We start from the raw sequence: 20,002 nt of genomic DNA on the forward strand, positions 1-20,002 counted from the left end.
ACATACCGGAGCATTCAGCGGGTGTGCGCCCCGCGGGCATCAGGCTGCGCGTGGACAGGCAAGGGCTTATTCCTCACCCATACCTGGAAGACCCTTGCCCGCGTCATCGCCGAAACCGGCGTGAATGCGGACCTGTTCAAGGCGCCGGAAACGGTTCCGAAAACGGTGAAGCGGCGCGTCTCGGCAGAGCTGAAGCGGTTCGGCGTGCTGCTCCGCCGTCTGATCTTCCTGATGACTTTTCGGGTGGAGTTGGCGCCAGTGACGCCGCGGCCTGGGTCGAACCATTTCGAGAAAGCGGAGGGCGAGACGCAGTCGAAGTACACCTTCTCGCTTGTCCCAACACAGGCAGACGAAACGCCGGACTTCCTACGCGGGCCGGTCACGGTCCCGGAGCGCGAGCCCAGCCTCGCTGCGTCCCTGATCGCCCGCTGGCAGGCCATGCTGGACACGCTGAAACACGCCAACCGCCGCGCCAAATGCCTGGCCCGCACGATCCAGCGCCGGAAAGCGAATGGCGAGCCGAAGCCCTACATCGTGCTCGTCCCCGGAACGCATGCCATGCACCGCGCCGTGGCCTTCGTCTCGGGCGGGCTCACCGTCCAGCTGATCGAGGCGCTGCGAGACTGGCCGGTACCCAATAGAGGTTGATCCCAGCCAAAATCAGGAATCTCGCCGGAGCGCGGACGCGTTTCCGGGTAAAGGTGCTGGGCTGAACCGCATAACCTACTATTTGTCGCTGAGGCCTAGGCATTCAACCGTGTCGCCCGCGATTGCGGCAGCCGCATTCGGCATCCGGCGGATCAGGCAATTTGACATCTGCAGTGGGCTGAGCAGGGAGCTGTCCTGGTCCACCAGTGGCATGACGGTGCGGCGTCCATCCTCCACGCGAGCCACAGCGCGGTAATAGGTTTCTCGGAAGCCGCCGGGTGCCATTTCCACGTCCAGCGTCGCGATAAAGCGGGCGGAGGGACCGGCTGTGTTCACGAGCAGGTCTTTCAGGAACAGTCTGGCGCAGACAAAGGCAGACGCAGGGTTTCCGGGCAGGCCGAGTATTCGCTGTTGTCCCATTCTGGCGAACCAGGTCGGTTTTCCCGGTCGGACGGCAATGCCCGAAAAGAGGATCTCGGCGCCAGCCTCCTGGAAGGCGGCTTTCATATAGTCATAGTCGCCTACGGAGGCGCCGCCGATCGGCAGGATCAGGTCAGCCTCGCTGGATGTATCGATGAGTGCCCGGATCTGCTCGATGGTGTCGCCTGCAATGCCGGGCGTGATCGGTTCGCCGCCCCAACTCCGGACAAGCGCCGAAAGCGCCGTGGAGTTGGAGTCGATGATCTTGCCGGGTTCCAGATCGCTACCGGGAGGGAGCAATTCATCTCCACCCGGAAGAATTGCGACTTTCGGCTTCCGCCGGACGGTGATGGTGCCATTGTTCCCAGCAGCAGCAAGGCCAAGGTCGGCTGGCGAAAGACATGCTCCGGCGGTGACGAGAAGGTCACCCCTGGAGAAATCCCGCCCTGCCTTGCGGATGTGTTTTGAGTCTGCCTGGGCGACCGTGACTTCGATCATGTCGCCTGTGCGCGTGGCCTCTTCCTGGATCAGGATGTGGTCCGCACCCTCCGGCAAGGGGGCTCCGGTAAAGATCCGCATCGCTTCGCCTTGCCCAACCGGATGGCGCGGCAGCGTTCCGGCAGGAATTTCCCCGGTCACGTTCAGCCGGTTGCCGGCTTTGCGCACATCGGAAAGGCGGACGGCATATCCATCCATCGCCGAGACATCCGCCGGCGGCGTTGTCGTTCTAGCGAGAACGTCCCGTGCCAACACCCGGCCAAGCGCATCACCGACCGGGATCGCCTCTTCTCCCGCATCCAGCACATGCGGCGCCAGCGCCCGAAGCGCGTCATCGACACTGATCAGGCCGCTCACGATACTTCCTTGTGATAGTCGCCGGATTTCCCGCCGGTCTTGCTCACCAGTTCGATCCCCGAGATCACCATCGCCTTATCGACAGACTTCAGCATGTCGTAGAGCGTCAGGCAGGCGGCGGAGACGGCGGTCAGTGCTTCCATCTCGACGCCGGTCTTGCCGGTGGTCCGCACAGTTGCAGTCACATGAAGCGCATCCGGGTCCAGCGGGGTGATGCTGACTTCGACATTGGTGAGCGGGAGCGGGTGGCAAAGGGGGATCAGGTCAGCGGTCTTCTTGGCCGCCATGATGCCGGCGAGTTCCGCGATGGCGATGGGATCACCTTTCCGGGTCTCCCGGTTCATGGCCAGTTCGCGCGTGGCTGCCGCCATGCTGACCTTTCCCTGCGCGACCGCCACGCGCTCCGTGACGGGTTTCGCGCCAATGTCGACCATCCGGGCACGCCCATCCGGACCGATATGGGAAAGCTCGTTCATCCCTCATGCTCCATGAGGCGCGGCATCAGCTCGACGAGGTTGCAGGGCTTGTGACGGCTGTCGAGCTGGTAGGAGATGACCTTGTCCCAGCCATCCTTCACGGCGCCGGTCGAGCCCGGAAGGCAGAATATGAAGGTGCCGGATGCAAGCCCTGCAACAGCGCGGGACTGCAGGGTAGACAGCCCGACGCTCTGGAAGCTGACCTGATGGAAAATGACCGAGAAGCCTTCAATCGTCTTGTCGAACAGCGGCGTCACAGCCTCCGGTGTCACATCCCGGCCGGTGAGACCTGTACCGCCGCTGGTGATCACGACATCCGTTTCCGGGTCCGCAATCCAGGCCGAAACCTGGGCTCGGATGGCCGCCCTGTCGTCAGGCAGGATCTTCCTGTCCGCCAGGACATGGCCTGCCGATTCGAGCCGCTGAACGAGCGTTGCGCCCGATGTGTCTGTTTCAAATGTCCGCGTGTCGCTGACAATCAGAACCGCGATCCTGACCGGCTTGAATTCGAGATTTTCATTGATGCCATGCATGTGTTTGGCTCTCTTCCTATTGATTCCATCTGGTGCGGTCGCGGTAATCTTCGGCCCTGGGTTCGATCCAGCGCGATTCCGATGCTGTGATTTCCTTTTTCCAGAAGATGGCTTCGGTCTTGAGGTAATCCATCAGGAAGTCGGCCGCTTCGAACGCCGCCCGGCGATGGGGCGCTGCGGTCGCGACAAATACGATGGGATCTCCAGGGGCCATGTCTCCAATCCTGTGGATGACCCGGACGGCCGAAAGTGACCACTTTTCCTGAGCGGCATCGACGGCTTGTTGGATGCCATTCTCCGTTATCGGTGAATAGGCCTGGAGGTGCAGCGTCTGCACGTCTCCTTCTGCAGACTGCGGACGAACCAGGCCTGAAAAAGTCACGATGGCGCCTGCGCCTGCGGATTGTCTTTCAAATTCCGCTACGGCATCGGCAATCTGAAAAGGATGGTCTGTGATGCGGATCATCATCCCCCTCCGACCGGCGGCATGAATGCGATTTCATCGGTATCAGAAACCGGGAATGGATCGTCCACGATTTCACTGTTTACGGCGACCCGAACACTTTTGTGCAGAAGCGCACCGTCAAAGCCTCTGGATTGATCGAGCCACTCTCTCAGGGATTTGGTATCCACGATTTTCACGGGAATGGGCGTATGCTCTGAAAGCTCACCAAAGATGCTGGACAGTTTTCCGAAGTAAAGAATCGTTGCCATCTCTAGCCTCCTGTCACGGACATGTGACGCGCAAGGGCAGGGGCTTGGCCCGGGCTTCGGATCGTGAAGTCATGGCGTTCGGGTTTGGCGAACAGTGCGGCATCCAGTGCCTCATCAAGCGCTTTCTCAGGATCGACTGACTCCCGGATCGGTGTGCGCAGGTCGATGTGATTGTTTTGGCCAAGGCACATGTAAATTCGGCCTGTGCAGGTGACGCGGACCCGATTGCACCCTGCGCAGAAATTGTTCGTCAGTGGCGTGATGAAACCAAGTCGGCCGCCTGTCTCCCGGATGCGGAAGTAGCGGGATGGCCCGGCGAGCGGGTCGCTCTTTTCTTCCGGTTCGAGCGCCCACTTGCTTTCAAGCTTCTGCTGAACAAGGTCCAGAGGTATGTATTGATCAAAACGGTCTTCATCGGTCTCACCAAGGGGCATGACTTCTATCAGGGAGATGTCATGCCCTTCCTCGTGGGCCCACGAGATAATGTCGGGTATCTCATCAGCATTCTGATGCTTGAGCGCAACGGTGTTGATCTTGACTTTCAGGCCTGCCGCCTTGGCCGCATCAATGCCTTCAAGCACTTGCGGCAGCTGGCTCCGGCGGGCGATCTCGACGAAACGGACAGGGTTCAATGTATCGAGCGATACGTTGACCTTGCGAACCCCGGCTTTTGCAAGTTCATTCGCGTGTTGCGAAAGCTGTGTCGCGTTTGTTGTGAGGGTCAGTTCTTCAAGACCGTCACCCAGCATTCCGCCGAGTTGGTGAAACAGTTTCGGAATGTCTTTGCGAACCAATGGCTCACCGCCTGTAATCCGGATCTTCCGGACGCCGCGGCGGATGAAGGCCTTCGCAACGAATTCGAGTTCTTCGAGAGTCAGTAACTCCTTTTTGGGAAGGAAAGTCATCGCTTCGGCCATGCAGTACGTGCAGCGAAGGTCGCAGCGATCCGTTACCGACAGGCGGAGATAGGTCACTTGCCGTCCGAACTTGTCCAGAAGAGGAGAAGGTGAAGATGTGGTCATGGGGCTATGCCGTTCTCCAGACTTTGTAGAGTAGTCGCACTGCAACGACCAGGATCAGGATAGCCGTGCCGCGGCGCAGATGGGCCGGTGACATTTTAAGAACACCGAACCTGTTGCCAATCCATCCGCCGATCAGGACAGCGGGCAGGAGCGGCAAGTAGGGCGTTGCCAGTTGAAGTGTACCGACATTGTTCAGTTTTGTGGCCTGCCCGGCAAGTCCGGAAAGAGAGTTCAACAGGATGAACAGGCTGCAAGCGGCGGCGATCGCCTTTTCGTGGCTCCATCTGATCCAGTAGAGCACCGGCGCGAGAAAGATGCCACCGCCTATGCCCACAAGCCCCGCGAGGAAGCCGGTCCCCGCGCCAACTGGCAGCAGAATGAGCGCACTTGGAGGAGATGCGTCTTCATTTGTGCGTTTCCAACGGTTCTGGAAAAGCATCGAAAGGCCGGTCAGCAGCAGTGTGACCCCGAGCAAGGCGGAAAACACGAACTCACTCACCGGTATTCGCCCACCTAGCCAGGCGAGCGGTACGGACAGGGCCAACGCCGGCAGAAGTGCGCGCCAGTTCAGGTTTCCCGTCATGCCGTATCGGATCGTATTGCCGGAAACGACCAGGATATTGCAAGCCAAAGCGATCAACGGAACAATTCTGAAATCAGCCCCGGACAGGATCAGCACCGCATTATAGGTGGACCCGCCTCCGAATCCGACGCTGGCATAGAGCGCTGCCGTGATGAAAAAGATGATCGGGAGTACATAAACCAAGACCTCGCACTCCTAGGCTGAAAGCGTGCCGGTTGCCCGGGCCAGGTCTTCGGTTGTGTCGATATCGAGTGCGTCGCTTTCCGGCAGGCGCACTGTTTTCGTTCGGTCGAGAGACATGAATACCTGCCTGGCGCCCATATCACCGGCTAAATTCGTGAGCTGATCAAATGTGGATCTTGAAAAGATTGCAGGCGGGCAACTGGCCTCGCGCGCGCTCGACATGACGGCTTGCGTTTCCGGCGTCATCGTTTGGCGAAGTCTGTTCAGGTGCGCATTGGTGATGAAAGGCATGTCGGCGAGCAGTACCAGCGCGTGCTCCACGTCCGGCAGTGCGGCGGCTGCTTTGATGCCAGCTTTCAATGATGTCGACTGACCCGCCGCGGCATCCCTGTTTTCGATGACCTGCCACCCTGCGGATTGAAGTAACTCATGACGCTCGCTTTGACCGGGGCCAATCACGGCGATACGGGCTGCAACCGGCTGACCTTCCAGCAGGGCTGCCGCGTGACCAAGAACCGGCTTGCCGGCGAGGGATGAAAGCAATTTGTCACCTTCCGTAAAGCGTTCGGATTTCCCGGCCGCCAGAAGGATGATGCCTGTGTCAGCGAGCGAAGTGTTTTGTACTTCCCGATAAGCGCCGATGATTTCAGCGAGCGTCGAAACGGCAAGCATCGAGGCATCCCGCATGGAGGGGACGAGGCCAACCGGGCCGCGCACGCGTGAGATTTGTACCGGTTCGACGCCTTCCTGTTCCAGCCGCGTCCGGCGGCGGGATTGTGTTTTTCGGCTGCCAACCGCGCCAATGTAAGAGGCCTGACCTTGCAAGGCTTGCTTTAGGAGCGCTACTTCCCAGTCTGGATCATGGAACATCAGAATGAATGCGGTCCAGGCGTCATCGGATGAGAGTGGCAAATCCTGGGGAGTTTTCAGGGCAGTGACATCATTGAAGCCGTCGCGCTGGGCTTCTTCGATATCTTCCCCGTCACGCAGCTGGAGGGTCAGTTCATAGCCGCTCGCCCGGACAAGTCTGGCAAGCGCGAGCGCATCGGCGCCGCGTCCTGCAATCCTGATACGGAGTTTTGGGCAGTATGCGAATGAGGCCGACAATTCCGGCAGGCAGAGCGTCGCATTTGCGCGGGCGCTCAAGGCGTCATGACAAAGCTGCAGTTTCTCTTCATTGGCGTCGGGCAGGATCGATATTTCGATGGCGCCACCACAAGGAAGCGGCATGTCGATAAAGGGAGAACCAACCCCGTATCGCAATGACAGAATCTTGTTTTCTGCGAGAGCTTCTTGCGCATGCAGCACCACATCGGCGTCGACGCAGCCACCGGAAATGTAACCGCAGCGGCGTCCATCCTCTGTAACGGCCATCAATGCGCCTGGGGAGCGGACACTTCCGCCCGCAGTAAAGGTGACCACCACGAGCGCAACCGGTCCGGTCTGGCGCCAGGCCAGCCACTGACCCAGCACATCCTGCGGGTGTTCTGCGTAGGGGTGCAAAGGGTTGGCCATCGAAGGCATTATAAATGGTGATTTATAATGCGACAGCCCTAATGACGTGATTTTGAAGGCTCAAACTTCGTCAGGAGCTCTTTGTTGTGCGCAAGTGATCGTTTGCACAGTTCCCGATAATGCGTCCGAATATCTTGAGCGGCTTCCGTCAGGTAGGAACCACCACCATCCGCGCCGCCTTGAGCCGAAATGACGAGAGGAACACCGAAGTCCCGGTTCATTGCTTCAACGAGCTTCTTGGCGCGTGGGTATGACATCCCCAATTGGGAGGCTGCTTTGTTGATGGAGCCGAGATCCGCGATCGCGTCCAGCAGAGCGGCCTTTCCCGGCCCGAACCGTCCGCCGCCAGGCAGATCGATCCGGATGCTGAGGTGAGGTTTGCCAAGCTTATTCATCGTCTTACACCCGGGGATTCCATGGCCAACCCTTCGGCGCGTTTCGCCAGATAGAGTTCAACAGCCGTATAGGTCTCGGATCCGTACTCAAGCGGTTCAGCCCGGATTCCGGAATCGCAATCCCGCAGCCGACGATGCAGCGAACCAAATGTCTGCCACTCCATCCGGTAAGCCGGAAAGGCGTTGCCATGTCCCTGACTGATCGTATCGCCGCGCAACTTGTCACCCCAGTGTTCATTATGACACTGGCTGCAGGCAAGATTGAACTGACCTTTGCGCAGAAAGAAATAGTCTTCTCCGGCGTCGTAGTATTTCCTGGCCTGGCCATCGATCGTCACCGACACTGGCTCTCCCTGTGCCAGGTGGGAGAGGTAGGCTGTCAGGCCCAGCAGATCGTCACTTTCATATTCCAGGGGTGCTAGACCCTGGTAACGTTCGCGGCAGAGATTTATTCGCGACTCGAGGTTCACGAGTTTGCCTGATTGCTCGTCAATGGCCGGGTAATGTGCTGCAGCTTTCGAGACCGGGCGGCTATCGTCACTGTGGCAGGACGAACAGGCAGGCTCGCCATGCTCCGGACTTTGATTGAACAGGGCTTTTCCCTTGTCGACCCAGAGATATCCTGGATTAGCGAATGCGTCGTCCTGAAGGGCCTGGGTCTCCGGCTGAAGGAACTCATAGCCGGACCGTAGGTCCGCGGAGGATATCTGGCTTTGCTCTGCAATCCGTTCATGGTTTTCGCTGCAACCCGTAAGGATGAGCGCCAACAGGTAGGCTCGTCTCATGACACAGTCAGCATCCGTTCTTCGGCCCAGCGCTCTCCATGCTGATCCGTCCACGAAAACTCTATCTTGCCTGTGTGCGAGGCACGGGCATGAAAAGTCAGGAACGGATTGGCGGCGATGCCGGGGAAGAACTCGGCTTCAAATATGACATTGCCATCATATGTGCAGCGGAAGCTCTTGATGATGTCTGTTGGAATGATCTCCCCTTTGGAATCGCGGCGATAGCCCGTTTCCATAGGGTGCTGGATCATCGCCTTGAGCTCGATGACCTCACCTTCGAAGGCTGTATCCGGGGCTGAAATGCGGATCATTACAGCTGCGCCTCCTTAACCGATAATGCACGCCGCGAGTGTGACATATGTGCTGCCTGTGCCGGACCAGAGCGTGCCATCGTTCATCTCGGCGACGACGCGAAGGGTCTGGGTGCCTGCCATCCGGACGCGTGTCGAAATCTCGGCGCGCCCGGTATGTGGCCCCAGATGGAACCTCGCGATTGTGGCGATGGGATTACGCGGTGAGAGAACGACAATTTGTTCGACGAAGCTTTCATCCGTCATGGGACTATCTACGGTTATGCCAACCGGAACCGAATTCCCGTTTTCAGCGATCGGGGGCAGGGTGACAGTCACCTTGCCTTTGTTGATTGGCCGATCCCCGAAAATGTCGTGGATCGCCTGGTCGGCGTCTTCCGGTGTTGCGGATGCCAACGGAGAAAGCGCGGACGCGATCGACACAATACCAGTTGAAGCCAGGAAGGCGCGACGTGTCCAGCGGTATGTCGTAGGTGCATGATCGTCGTGTGGCATCAGTTTGTCTGCAATTCCAGAAACGCAACAATGTCTTCGATCTGTTGAGCGCTGAGGGCAGGAGCCCCCTGATATTCATGATCAACCTGACGGAGGCCGCCTGTGCGATAATAGGATGGCATCACAGTGTCTGGCCAAATGCCTTGGGCGTCAACAATGCGATAACGGATCTGTCCGACGGACAGGCGCGCGCCGATGCCAGTGAGCACAGGGCCGACATTTCCCTGGAATTCCGCATCCAGGCGGGCCACCTGGTGGCACAGAACACAGTGCCCTGCTTCGCGTGAAGTGAATATCTGTTCCCCCCGAACAGGATCACCCTGCTTACCGTTCAATGGTTCGATGATTGCATCACCTGATATCTCGACAGGCCCAGCCAGACGGTCCTCCGAAGCCTGCCCACAGGCGGATAGAAAGATGAGAAAGAGCAATGCCGAAGAACGCGCTATTTTCATCCGAAAGTCTGTTTGGTGATTGTACGGAACCAGGTCTTGGCCTGCAGTGCTTCATTCTCACGAACAATGGGATCAGCATTGAGAGGACTCAAGCCGCCCGCACCTTCCACCGAGTGCAAAGAACCACCGTCATTTGTGTAGACGCCCGTGATCGACACGGCTTTCCTGTCGGAGATGTACGAGTAGCAAGTGTTCGTCAGGGTGGTGGGTTCAACTGCTTCTCCCGAGAGGGCTCTGGCAATTTGCATCGCGCATACCTTGGCTTGCAGGTTCGCCGAGAAAGCAGACTTCGGCATTGGCGAAGCAATGGTAGCGTCGCCGATGACGTGAATGTCGGGTTGGAGCGTGGAACGGAAATCAATCGGATCAATCGGACACCATCCCGTCATGTCTGCGACGCCAGCACGATGAGCGATGACGCCGGCGTGCTGTGGCGGGATCACATTGGCGACGTCAGCGCTGACGTCTTCAAATTCTGTCGATAGGGTGCGGGAAGAGGGGGACACGGCAATGACCCGGCCAAACTCATTTGCTCCGTAGCGTTCGATAAGGCCGGGATAGAGGCTGGACCAGGCGTCCTCAAACAAGGGCTGCTTTGAAAATTTCTCCTGGGCATCCAGGATGATGAGTTTTGACTTCGGCTTATGGGTCTTGAGATAGTGCGCGATCAAGCTGGCGCGTTCATACGGACCCGGCGGGCAACGGAATGGCGCAGGCGGGACGGACATGACCACCACGCCGCCATCCTTCATGTCCTGGATTTGTTGCTGCAGCAGTCCGGTTTGGGGGCCAGCTTTCCAGGCATGCGGCAAGACCTCCGCCGCGGCTTCGTCGTAGCCATCGATCGCGTTCCATCTGAAATCAATTCCGGGCGACAGGATCAATTTGTCATAAGTCAGCGCGCGGCCGGATTCGACTGTGACGGTCCGGCTCACCGGATCTACATCGGTCGCGCGTTCCTGAACAAATTCGATTCCCTCGGCCTTTAGGCTGTCGTAGCTGAAACGTTGGGCCGAGAGATCGCGCAGGCCCGCAACGACGAGGTTGCTGAACGGGCAGGCATAGTATTCGGGATTCGCTTCAATGAGCGTAATGGCGGCTTCCGGAAGCAGTCGCTTCAGAAACCGGGCGGCCGTGGCACCGCCGAAGCCTCCGCCAATGATGACGAGACGTGCCCGGACCTGCGCATGGGCTGCCAAAGGTAATGCGGCCAGCAGACCCGTTCCCGACAGGGTAAGGAGCAGGTCGCGACGGTTCGGAACAAGGGTAGTCATTCCGAAACACCTTCGGCCAGATAGGCGCTGATCGTCTCAATATCGGCTTCTGAATACCCTCTCATCATCCGATGCATGACGCTTCCACCGTCGGCATCGGAACGATAGCGCAGCAATGCTTCGCGGAGTTCCGCCGATGAGCGGCCTTCAAGACTGGTAATCGCTCCGCCAGTGGGACCGTGACAGCCCGAGCACGCGACAGAAAGCACTGCCGCGGAACTCGTATCCGCCATCGGACTGAGTTCGATCGAATCTGTTTCGACCGGTGTCGAACCGCATGCGCCCACGAACAGGGCAATGATCGTCAGCGCGCCAAGCTGCCGTGTCATGACTATCTCAGTGCCTGATCCTTGATCGGAAGTTGCCGGATGCGCTTTCCGGTGGCGGCAAAAATGGCGTTCAGAACTGCAGGAGGTGCAACAGCGATGGTTGGCTCACCCACGCCACCCCAGAAACCACCGGAGGGCATCACGAGCGTTTCCACTTCAGGCATCTCGGCGATCCGCATCGAATTGTAGGTATTGAAATTCTTCTGCTGCGTTTCACCGTCTTCGAATGTGATTTCCTGATGCAGCATGGCGGAAAGGCCGTAAACGAACGACCCTGCGACCTGAGCATCGATCTGCTGCGGGTTGACGCCGTAGCCTGGGTCAGTAGCGGCAACGATTCGGTGCATTTTCAGCTCACCGTCATCGCCGACTGTCACTTCTGCACAAGCAGCCGTGTAGCTCCCGAAGGAGTAGAAGCAGCAAAGGCCGCGGGAGAGCCCGTCATCGGCGCCCCATCCGGACTTGTCCGCAACAGCCTGCAGGACAGTTGCCATTTTCGGACTGTCCTTCAGGTGCGCCAGACGGAACTCCAGCGGATCCCGGCCGGCCGCATGGGCAAGCTCGTCCATGAAGCATTCCAGATAGATGGCGTTCTGGTTCGCATTCACCCCGCGCCAGAAACCGGGCCGGACAGGCGGGTTACGCATCGCGTGGTCAACCAGCAGGTTAGGGAAAGTGTACTTGATCGTCTGGTCTTCGACGCGCGCATCCACACCGGATGGAAGCAATCCCTGGAACACGATCATGTCGGCACCATCCGTCAAGGCTTGCGGCATGATGCCGGCAAGGATGGACTGACCGGAAATGCGAATTTTCAGGCCAGTCAAATTGCCGTCGGCATCCAGCGCGCCCTGGCAGTAAGCCTTGGTGATCGGGTGAAAGAAGCCCTGTTCCATGTCCTCTTCGCGAGACCAGAGCAGTTTGATCGGTGTACCTGGCATTTGCTTGGCAATCTTCACCGCCTGAGAAATATAGTCCGAGGCCCCCTTGCGGCCAAAACCGCCACCCAGCAATTGTTTGTAAACCTCACAATTCTGGATAGGCAGATCCGCGGCTTCGGATGTAGCGGCCAATGCGGCTTCACCATTCTGCGTGGGGCACCAGACCTCACACTTCTCTGGCGTCCAGACGGCAATGGCATTCATCGGCTCCATGCAGGCATGGTTCTGATGGGGTGCATTGTATTTTGCTTCAATTACCTGCGCGGCATTGGAAAAAGCGGCATCCACGTCGCCCGCCTGATTGCCGACAAAAGTCTCGCTGGCCGTCAGGCCAGCATCGAGATCTGCTTCGAATGCAGAGCTTGAAAAGTTGGAGCCTTCGCCATCTTCCCATTCGATAGGAAGAGTATCCAGGGCTGTCTTGGCCTGCCACCAATAGTCTGCAACGACGGCTACGGACGTGTCGTCTACCTGGACGACCGCTTTGACGCCCGGCATGGAGCTGACGGCTTCTGCATCGAACGATTTGAGTGATCCGCCACGTTTCGGTGCGGCTTTCACTGCGGCGTTCAGCATGCCGTCCATTTTCATGTCGGTCGTGTACTGTTGCTTGCCGGTGACTTTGTCCACCGTATCCAGCCGCTGAACCGATTGCCCGACAATCTTCCATTCGGACGGGTCTTTCAGCGTCACGCTCTCGGGGGCCGGCAGTTCTGCGGCGTCGGCAACGACTTCTCCGAAGCGCAGAGTCTTGCCGGATGGACTGTGTGTGATGATGCTCTTTGCTGCGGAGCATTCTTCGACTGGCACACCCCAACGATTTGCAGCCGCCTGCACCAGCATCATACGAGCGGCGGCGCCGCCTTCCCGGACATAGTCATGGCTGGTGCGGATACCCCGGCTGCCACCCGTAAGGAAGTCGCCCCATACGCGGTCACGGGCAAGGTTTTGACCAGGCGTGGGGTATTCCGTTTTCACATAGTCCCAATCGCATTCCAATTCCTCGGCGACCAATTGCGCGAGGCCGGTCAGCGTACCCTGACCCATTTCAGAGCGGGCGATGCGAACGGTGACGATATCATCGGTTCCGATATGGACCCATGCATTCACTTCCGGTGGCGGTGGGCCAGCTTCTGCCGGAGCGTCTTTTCCGCCCGGTCCACAAGCAGCAAGAATGCCGATGGTTAGGCCGGTGGCTCCGGTTCCGACAATAAATCCGCGACGGGAAAGACCTGGTACAGTAGTCATTTTTTCAGTCCTCCTCAGGCTTTCTTCGTCTTGGCAAGGTGAATGCCTTTGCGGACGCGGGTGAACGTTCCGCACCGGCAAATATTTGTGATCGTAGCGTCGATGTCTTCATCCGAGGCATCTGGATTGTCGTTCAGCAGACCGGCGGCGGCCATGATCATGCCCGGCTGGCAGAAGCCGCACTGAGGCACATCAAGCTCGACCCAGGCTTGCTGGACCGGATGACTGCCATCTTCTGACAGGCCTTCGATTGTGGTGATCTCCTCGTCACCCGCAAGCGCGCCTACTGGATAAACACAGGACCGGACGGCCTGACCGTCGATATGGATCGTGCAGGCGCCGCATTCGGCGATGCCGCAACCGTATTTCGTGCCGGTAAGCCCGAGTTGTTCGCGAATGACCCAGAGCAGAGGCGTTGAATCATCAACATCAACTGTCATCACCTGCCCATTGACCTTGAGTGTTGCCATTTGAATGCTCCGAGTTTTCGAGATAGTTCCGCTAGGTGAACACTATTCCAATCACGAACGTATTGCACGCCCCGGTGCTTTTTATTTTTTGGGTGCTGGCCATAAAGGCTGAATGCAGGGTTTGGATTGAGTGGCTTTTGGGGCCTTACCAAAACTCCAACTCGTGATTCCTGCAAAATGCATAAAGTTTTAGAGGCGAAACGCCTGTCTCGAATCACAGGCGATTTTCGTGGGCTTCATCACGATACGAGCCAGGGGTTTTTCCTGCCCATCGTTTGAACGCTCGGGTGAAGGCGCTTTGCTCGGAAAATCCGGTCAGGAAAGCGACCTGGGCGATCGAGTATCGGGTGTCGGTCAGAAACTTTTCGGCGAGTTGCCAGCGCGCCTCGTCAACGAGAGACTGAAATGTGTGCCCCTGATCGGCGAGGCGGCGCTGAAGGGTCCGGGCGCTCATACCCATTCCCGATGCGATATCTGCCAGCGTGGGAATCCCTTCGCTCAGCGTATTGGCGATCTGGACGATAACCTGACGATCCAGTGCTTCCTCATGATCATCATCGAGCATGGTCTCCTCAATATGGGACGTCAGAAAGCGCCAGATACTCTCATCCCCAACGGTATTTTTCCGATCGAGGCGCTCCTCTGGCAAAACGATCGCATCAATTTCCGCACCGAACGTCACGGGGCATCTGAAGTAGGCCTCCAGCGCCTCCAGGGATCCCGCAGGTTCAGGGTGACGAAACTGGACTGCGTGGGGTTTGTTTTCCGGGAAAGTCGTTTCCCGGCACATGGCGACATAGGTTCCCAAGGTGCCTTCAGTTGATAGATACATGCCCAGCCGCTTGGGTTCGAGCCGCTGGTGGGTCCACATGCTGAAACCGTCCTTTTCGACAAGCCGAAAAGTGGCTGTTGTGTTGTAAGCGCGCGCGTACCGGTCCATCCGCTGAAAGGAACGGCGCAGCGTCGGAGCACACTTCCAGGCGAGGCCTACAGCGCCGAAATCAGCGCAGGTCATCGCTGCAGATGTGCGAAGGTGAAAGCTGATGTCCGGTGCTTCCGCCGCCGCAATGGTTTCGAGCAGCGCATAATACTGGGTGTCAAGAACCACCGTATTTGGGTTCGATGCTTCTTCTTCGGTTATGCCCATGCCCGCGAACAGCTCCGCTCGATCAAGCGACTCTGGCGCCTGATCGATCATCTTCTTCACAAACATTGACGCGACGTAGGTCATGTCCCCCAAGTCTCTCATTCGCCGGCTGTGTGATCCCCCGATCCGATCACGATACCTTCCAATAGGCAGTTTTTCGCGAGGCTCAACCCCTCATTCGTCCGGTCTGCGCTGTATTTCTGTCCGACGCGACGCCAACGGACTTCTGGCAAGTTTGAAAGTGACCACCAATATTCTGTGTGAATGCGCCACGCGCGTATTAGGTTCGTGTGGAGACTAAAAGTGTATCGCCCAATTCACTTGCGTTCTGTCTGCGGCAGTGATTTTTTGTATGTCTCGATACGTTGTTTGAGTGTTGGCCGACCCTTTCCGGTTGCGGTGGTATTCAAAATGTAGGCGTAGCCCAGACCGGCAGACGGCAGCAGGGCATCCGTAGGAAGTGCTTCGGTGGCCCAGGAAAGCATGGCGCCTGTCGCGCTGTGGGTCAGGCTGCGCTCCAGCCATTCAATTGATTCTGCCTGATCGAGATAGCCTTCATTCTGGGCTTGCAGAAGAATGGTGCGCCACGCGGCGCGAGTTTCAGCCTGGCGTTCGGGTGGCACAATGCTGGCGTCGCTCTTGCCGCTTGTGTCAAGGAGCGCCCGCCAAAGGGGGCGATAGAATTCCGGGTCTTGCGTATAATAGCTGACAGCAAGTTCGTGCGCAGCAAACACCAGATCGAGCGGGTTCCTGGCTTTCAGTGAAGCAAATCTCTCGATGAAGTTCTGCCGGTCTTCCAGAACGGCCAGGACGACGGCTTGCTTCGATCCAAAAAGATTATAGGCGGTCGCGATGCTTACGCCTGCGCGGCTGGCGATCAGCCGCATTGAAGGATTGGTATCACCTGTCTCCCGAATGAGGTCGCGCACAGCGCGCACAATCCTTTGGCGGCGTTCTTCTTTCGCGCGCTCACGGCGTCCTATGTCCGGTAGTGTTGCGGTGCTTGTCATGATGCGAGATGCTCATCCTGCTTGAGACGGATGATATCGGCTTGGGGGTCGATTTGAAGCGCCGACAGCATGTCGGCTCTCTCCGGACCAGGCGGTGGTGGGTATGCTGTCGCGTTTGCTTTTTTTCCGCGAGCCCAAAAGTAGAGCACTTTTGCAAGATTACCTGGTTTGCCAAGCCACTTATCCGGATGTTCCAGCATGTGGAATCCCCGCATCGCTTCGCGCAACAGGCGGGTATCGGATCGAAGGGCAATCCGCACGCCGTCTTCCGCGAAACTCTCAAGCACGCGCGAACGGACTGATTGTGCCGCATCAGGCATCAGGTTCCGTTGAGCCCGCCGTATCGCGCTCCGGTCCTGTTTTCGTTGGTTGAGGTAATAGGGGCGGAGGTCACTCTGGATGCGCTCATGATATGCAATGGCGCGTTTGGTCGGGTCAGCGGACTCTTCGAGCGTCTGGCGAAGCAGCTGTGCACTGACTGCAGCGAAGGAGCAGCCCCGGCCGTAGAGCGGGTTTGTCCGGACCAATGTGTCGCCGAGCGGAAAATAACCGAGCGCGGCAGGCTTTCCGTCTACAACCGTATCGCGCCAGCGATTGTTCAGGTCCCCCATGCCGAAGACTTTGCTGGTCGCCTCAGACCGGTCCTCGTTGGTCCATGGCCGAAGGCCCGGCAGCATTAGTGTGATGCGGTGGAATATATCCGGGTTGAGGATGTTTTTCCGCAACTCCATCTCGATTTCCGGCAGAGCGATGGTAATGGAGAAGTTTCCGTTGTCTCCGGGGAAGACGCCAAACTTCAGATAACCCAGATCCCCGGAGGCGGGTGGGTTCGATTTGCGATCCGGTTCGGCGCAGCCAGGCAGAAGGCGGTAGTGCCGGGTAAAGTAGAGGATCCCGGCGGTTTCACTTTCTTCACGTATGTTCGCGCCTTCTTGCATCAGCTGTTCCATGGTGAAGCCGCCCTTGCCAGAGGCGTCAACAACAAGCTCTGCCTCGATGGAAGTCTGCGTGTCGTCCTGTTCGCCCTCGACGCCGCTGACTGTGAAGACCCCATCAGCGCCTTTCGCAGTGATGAGTTTACAGACGAAGAATCCGGTCCGCACTTCTACATTCGGCAGAGATTCGACGTATCTGCGGATAACCATTTCCAGCGTTGTGCGCCGGCTGGTGATGATCGTCAGATCACTGTCTTCAGGCTGTGGCCGGTAATTTTGTTGCTGCTGCTCGGTGAGCATCATATCGAAAGTGAGCTCACGAACACCATGAGTCATGAGACTGTCCAGCAAGGCCGGATGCTCATCCTTCAGAATGGTGCGAAGACGGGCCAGGAAGGCGTGGCTCTGCCGGACATGACCGACACCGGTTCTTTTCCAGGTGCGAAACAGGTCGTCGGGTTCAATCTTTCCGATAGGACCGTCCCTTTCGAGCACAAGGATGTCGCGTCCCGTTGGCTGAAGCATCAGCGCAGTACAAAGTCCGCCGATCCCCGCGCCGATTACAATGACTTTTTCGGTCATGTCTGCTTCACTTTCCGGTGTCCACGCTTTTCAGGAACGCCAATATCTGGGCATTGACCTCGTCGGGGGCTTCTTGTTGCGTCCAGTGCCCGATGCCTTCGATCATATGATTGATGCGAAGATCCTTCACGAAGTGCGGCATCATCTTGATGGCCTCGGCCGCCATCATCACCACCCCGTCATTCGTGCCGGCCACGAACATGGCGGGTTGGTGGATCTCTGTCGGCGCACCGTCGGTCATTTCCCATGTCAGGTCATGATTGCGGTAGTAGTTGATTGGACCACGCATAGTGGAGTTGGCAAACTCATTTGTGTAGAAATCAAGATCCGCTTCAGTCAGCCATAGGGGCAGTGTTTTCGGGTCAGGCAGGCCGGACAGCAGATCGTCATCTTCCGCTTTCTGTGGAAGTGCGGTCAGGTCCGTTTCCCCACCAGCCATGCAAAGGAACTTGCGGAGGCTGGTCTTCAGGTCTGCTTCGAATTCCGCTTCAGCGACACCGGGTTCCTGGAAATAAAGCTGATAGAAGAACTGGCCTTTGAACATCTCCCGCATCAAAGGCATCGGCTGTACGGGAGAGCGTGGCATGAATGGCACCGATAGTCCGCCAACGGCGCGTACTTTGTCGGGGTGAAACAGAGCAGTCGCCCAGGCAGTCGGAGCACCCCAGTCATGACCGATCACGATGGCCTCATCATATCCGAGCGCGGGGATGAGGCCGATGATGTCATTTACTACCTCAACCTGATTATAGGCGGTAATCTCTTCAGGCTTGTCGCTTTTGCCATAACCCCGCATGTCCGGAGCGACGACGTGATACCCAGCGGTTGCAAGGGGTTCGAATTGGTGGCGCCAGGAATACCAGGACTCGGGAAACCCGTGCAGAAGCAGGACAAGAGGGCCTTCACCTGCTTCTGCAATATTCAGATTTATGCCGTTCGTCCCAACGCGCCTTCGCGTGACGCCGGGCCGGCTCATGCTGCCTCCATCGGATGTGTGTCAACCTGAGCACCGGGAAGGATAGCACCACGGGTGTCCTGATAACCATCGTCCGCAGACCAGGCGATGCCTCCGCCGACGATGACCGTGTCTACTCCGTGGGATTCGCGGACATAGCGGCTGCCGTCGCCTGGCACGTCCTGAACGTAGATCTCTTCTCCCCGGTCGATTGCGTCCGGATCGAAAATGACAATGTCAGCAACGTAGCCCGTTTGAAGCACGCCGCGGTCCGGAATGCCCCAGATGGCTGCCGTATCGTGGGTAACTTTCTTGACTGCCTCTTCGATGCTCATCGCCTTCAGATCACGAACGAAATGACCGAAAAGGTAACCCGTATCGCCATAGGTCGAGAATGAGAGGATGTGCGCCCCTCCATCGCTCGCGCCAATGTGGACGCGAGAATGTTTCAGCATGCTGGAGACTTTGTCGTCCGAATTGTGCCCCATGCTTGCGGCGATGAAATGCGCATCGAGATCTTCCTCAAGTGATAGGTCGATCATCGCGTCAATTGGAGTCGTTCCCCGCATTTCGGCGATTTCGGCCAGTGTCTTGCCGACATATTTCTGGTTGTCTGCCGTGTTTACGTGACGGAGCCGCAGAAGCGGCCACATATTGCCCTGCTGCGCAGCTTCGGTGACCAGCTTCTTGCGAGTTTCCGCGTCACGGAATGCCGCCATGATCTGATCGTGCGTACCAAAGCGCATGACCCCATACCAGCTCGGCAGGCGGATGAAGAGCAGACTTGGCACAGCGAAGCAGAAGCTGATGTCGATCGGTCGCGTCTGTACCTGCGGCCAGACGCGCGCACCGCGCGCGAACTGTTCGTCCACCCGGCGGATGACCTTGTCGACGGCATCCATATTGTCGGCGTTCACAAAGAGGGGCGAGAAGGTCGTCGGAATGCCATACTTCAGGGAAAGCTCTGCCAGCTGGTCCAGTCGCGCGATCGTCAGGTCCGGATCGTAGAATTCCGGAACGATCTGGAGCACGCGGCCATACTCTCCGAGAACGCTGGCCAATGCATCAACTTCACCGGCATCGGCATGGCGGCTCGGGACCGGCTGCAATTTTTCGTCCATGTCAACATAACTGGTCGACAGTCCGATGGCGCCGGCGTCCAGGCATTCACGCAGGACAGACTGCATGTCGGCAATTTCTGCGTCGGTTGCCGTGCGCTCCATCGCTGCGTCACCCATCACCCACAGGCGCAGGACGCTGTGTCCGACCAGGGGGGCAACGTTGATGGCAAGCCCCTTGCGAATACGTGTGATGTATTCGGAAAAGGTTTCCCAGTCCCAGACGACGCCCTCTTCAAAGGCTTTGAGCGGCATCTCTTCGATCTGGTTGAACATGCCGACCAGTTTCATCCGATGTTCGGCCTTGAGCGGTGCGAGGGACAGTGAGCAATTCCCCGGTACGATGGTTGTCACGCCATGAGAAAGTGCAGGCTTCGCAAAGCCATCCCACAATAGCTGGGCATCAAAATGCGTGTGCGGATCGATGAATCCCGGGGCCACGATCCGTCCATCGGCGTCAATTTCCTTTGCTGCTGCGTTCGAGATACGGCCGATCTTTTCGATCTTGCTCCCGCGCACAGCAATATCGGCCTTGTAGGCTGGTAGCCCGGACCCATCGACGACCGTACCGTTCCTGATGATCAGGTCATACATGTCAACTAT

The 20,002-nt window shown here is 58.0% G+C and carries 23 protein-coding genes; 1 reads left to right on the top strand and 22 read right to left on the bottom strand.

Going from position 1 to position 20,002, the window contains the following annotated elements; all coding sequences use genetic code 11:
• The first annotated feature begins 21 nt into the window (after positions 1 to 21).
• Positions 22 to 648, top strand: a complete 627-nt coding sequence (locus tag HY17_RS15525; protein ID WP_034768280.1) for a hypothetical protein — start codon at positions 22 to 24, stop codon at positions 646 to 648.
• Positions 649 to 726: 78 nt separating this feature from the next.
• Here HY17_RS15525 and glp read toward each other — a convergent pair whose 3' ends face one another.
• The 22 genes from glp to HY17_RS15635 all read right to left on the bottom strand — a co-directional run bounded on the left by glp (position 727) and on the right by HY17_RS15635 (position 19,993).
• Positions 727 to 1,923: a gephyrin-like molybdotransferase Glp gene (glp, locus tag HY17_RS15530; RefSeq protein ID WP_051600179.1), complete on the bottom strand. Its 1,197-nt coding sequence runs from the start codon at positions 1,921 to 1,923 to the stop codon at positions 727 to 729.
• On the bottom strand, positions 1,920 to 2,399 hold the full coding sequence (gene moaC, locus HY17_RS15535; RefSeq protein WP_034768281.1) for a cyclic pyranopterin monophosphate synthase MoaC: 480 nt from the start codon (positions 2,397 to 2,399) through the stop codon (positions 1,920 to 1,922). Before moaC ends, glp begins: the two co-directional genes overlap by 4 nt.
• Positions 2,396 to 2,932, bottom strand: coding sequence for a molybdenum cofactor biosynthesis protein B (gene moaB, locus HY17_RS15540; RefSeq protein ID WP_034768283.1), 537 nt, complete (start codon positions 2,930 to 2,932; stop codon positions 2,396 to 2,398). Before moaB ends, moaC begins: the two co-directional genes overlap by 4 nt.
• A gap of 16 nt (positions 2,933 to 2,948) precedes the next feature.
• The gene (locus HY17_RS15545) at positions 2,949 to 3,401 is read right to left on the bottom strand and encodes a molybdenum cofactor biosynthesis protein MoaE (protein ID WP_233348837.1); all 453 of its coding nucleotides are present in this window, start codon (positions 3,399 to 3,401) and stop codon (positions 2,949 to 2,951) included.
• On the bottom strand, positions 3,398 to 3,646 hold the full coding sequence (locus tag HY17_RS15550; RefSeq protein WP_034768287.1) for a MoaD/ThiS family protein: 249 nt from the start codon (positions 3,644 to 3,646) through the stop codon (positions 3,398 to 3,400). Before HY17_RS15550 ends, HY17_RS15545 begins: the two co-directional genes overlap by 4 nt.
• A 2-nt stretch (positions 3,647 to 3,648) precedes the next feature.
• Positions 3,649 to 4,668: a GTP 3',8-cyclase MoaA gene (moaA, locus tag HY17_RS15555; protein WP_034768289.1), complete on the bottom strand. Its 1,020-nt coding sequence runs from the start codon at positions 4,666 to 4,668 to the stop codon at positions 3,649 to 3,651.
• 4 nt (positions 4,669 to 4,672) lie between these two features.
• A complete protein-coding gene (locus HY17_RS15560) occupies positions 4,673 to 5,434 on the bottom strand; it encodes a sulfite exporter TauE/SafE family protein (RefSeq protein WP_034768291.1) in 762 nt (253 codons plus the stop codon).
• A gap of 12 nt (positions 5,435 to 5,446) precedes the next feature.
• On the bottom strand, positions 5,447 to 6,949 hold the full coding sequence (locus HY17_RS15565) for an NTP transferase domain-containing protein (protein ID WP_034768455.1): 1,503 nt from the start codon (positions 6,947 to 6,949) through the stop codon (positions 5,447 to 5,449).
• A 38-nt stretch (positions 6,950 to 6,987) separates the two neighbouring features.
• Positions 6,988 to 7,344 (bottom strand): winged helix-turn-helix domain-containing protein, encoded by a 357-nt coding sequence (locus HY17_RS15570; RefSeq protein WP_034768292.1) that lies wholly within the window; start codon positions 7,342 to 7,344, stop codon positions 6,988 to 6,990.
• Positions 7,341 to 8,129: a sulfur oxidation c-type cytochrome SoxA gene (gene soxA, locus HY17_RS15575; protein WP_034768294.1), complete on the bottom strand. Its 789-nt coding sequence runs from the start codon at positions 8,127 to 8,129 to the stop codon at positions 7,341 to 7,343. Before soxA ends, HY17_RS15570 begins: the two co-directional genes overlap by 4 nt.
• Positions 8,126 to 8,440 carry a thiosulfate oxidation carrier complex protein SoxZ gene (gene soxZ / locus HY17_RS15580; RefSeq protein ID WP_034768295.1) on the bottom strand — a complete coding sequence of 105 codons (315 nt, stop codon included), beginning with the start codon at positions 8,438 to 8,440 and terminating at the stop codon, positions 8,126 to 8,128. Before soxZ ends, soxA begins: the two co-directional genes overlap by 4 nt.
• Before the next feature lie 15 nt (positions 8,441 to 8,455).
• Complete coding sequence (locus tag HY17_RS15585; RefSeq protein WP_051600181.1) at positions 8,456 to 8,935, bottom strand: thiosulfate oxidation carrier protein SoxY; 480 nt, start codon at positions 8,933 to 8,935, stop codon at positions 8,456 to 8,458.
• A complete protein-coding gene (soxX, locus tag HY17_RS15590; RefSeq protein WP_034768297.1) occupies positions 8,935 to 9,390 on the bottom strand; it encodes a sulfur oxidation c-type cytochrome SoxX in 456 nt (151 codons plus the stop codon). Before soxX ends, HY17_RS15585 begins: the two co-directional genes overlap by 1 nt.
• On the bottom strand, positions 9,387 to 10,664 hold the full coding sequence (locus HY17_RS15595) for an NAD(P)/FAD-dependent oxidoreductase (RefSeq protein ID WP_081813190.1): 1,278 nt from the start codon (positions 10,662 to 10,664) through the stop codon (positions 9,387 to 9,389). Before HY17_RS15595 ends, soxX begins: the two co-directional genes overlap by 4 nt.
• Entirely contained in the window at positions 10,661 to 10,993 is a 333-nt protein-coding gene (locus HY17_RS19650; RefSeq protein WP_051600182.1) for a hypothetical protein, read from the bottom strand. Before HY17_RS19650 ends, HY17_RS15595 begins: the two co-directional genes overlap by 4 nt.
• 2 nt (positions 10,994 to 10,995) lie before the next feature.
• A complete protein-coding gene (locus HY17_RS15605; RefSeq protein WP_034768299.1) occupies positions 10,996 to 13,182 on the bottom strand; it encodes a molybdopterin cofactor-binding domain-containing protein in 2,187 nt (728 codons plus the stop codon).
• 14 nt (positions 13,183 to 13,196) lie between these two features.
• The gene (locus HY17_RS15610) at positions 13,197 to 13,652 is read right to left on the bottom strand and encodes a (2Fe-2S)-binding protein (RefSeq protein ID WP_034768301.1); all 456 of its coding nucleotides are present in this window, start codon (positions 13,650 to 13,652) and stop codon (positions 13,197 to 13,199) included.
• 214 nt (positions 13,653 to 13,866) lie between these two features.
• The gene (locus tag HY17_RS15615) at positions 13,867 to 14,883 is read right to left on the bottom strand and encodes an AraC family transcriptional regulator (RefSeq protein ID WP_034768302.1); all 1,017 of its coding nucleotides are present in this window, start codon (positions 14,881 to 14,883) and stop codon (positions 13,867 to 13,869) included.
• A 233-nt stretch (positions 14,884 to 15,116) separates the two neighbouring features.
• On the bottom strand, positions 15,117 to 15,809 hold the full coding sequence (locus HY17_RS15620; protein ID WP_034768303.1) for a TetR/AcrR family transcriptional regulator: 693 nt from the start codon (positions 15,807 to 15,809) through the stop codon (positions 15,117 to 15,119).
• Positions 15,806 to 17,326, bottom strand: coding sequence for an NAD(P)/FAD-dependent oxidoreductase (locus HY17_RS15625; protein WP_034768304.1), 1,521 nt, complete (start codon positions 17,324 to 17,326; stop codon positions 15,806 to 15,808). Before HY17_RS15625 ends, HY17_RS15620 begins: the two co-directional genes overlap by 4 nt.
• A 7-nt stretch (positions 17,327 to 17,333) precedes the next feature.
• Complete coding sequence (locus HY17_RS15630) at positions 17,334 to 18,302, bottom strand: alpha/beta fold hydrolase (RefSeq protein WP_034768305.1); 969 nt, start codon at positions 18,300 to 18,302, stop codon at positions 17,334 to 17,336.
• Complete coding sequence (locus HY17_RS15635) at positions 18,299 to 19,993, bottom strand: amidohydrolase family protein (RefSeq protein WP_034768306.1); 1,695 nt, start codon at positions 19,991 to 19,993, stop codon at positions 18,299 to 18,301. The genes HY17_RS15630 and HY17_RS15635 overlap by 4 nt, the downstream gene beginning before the upstream one ends.
• Between the last annotated feature and the right edge of the window lie 9 nt (positions 19,994 to 20,002).

Origin of the sequence: Hyphomonas sp. CY54-11-8 (assembly GCF_000682735.1) — a bacterium.
Lineage (GTDB): Bacteria > Pseudomonadota > Alphaproteobacteria > Caulobacterales > Hyphomonadaceae > Hyphomonas.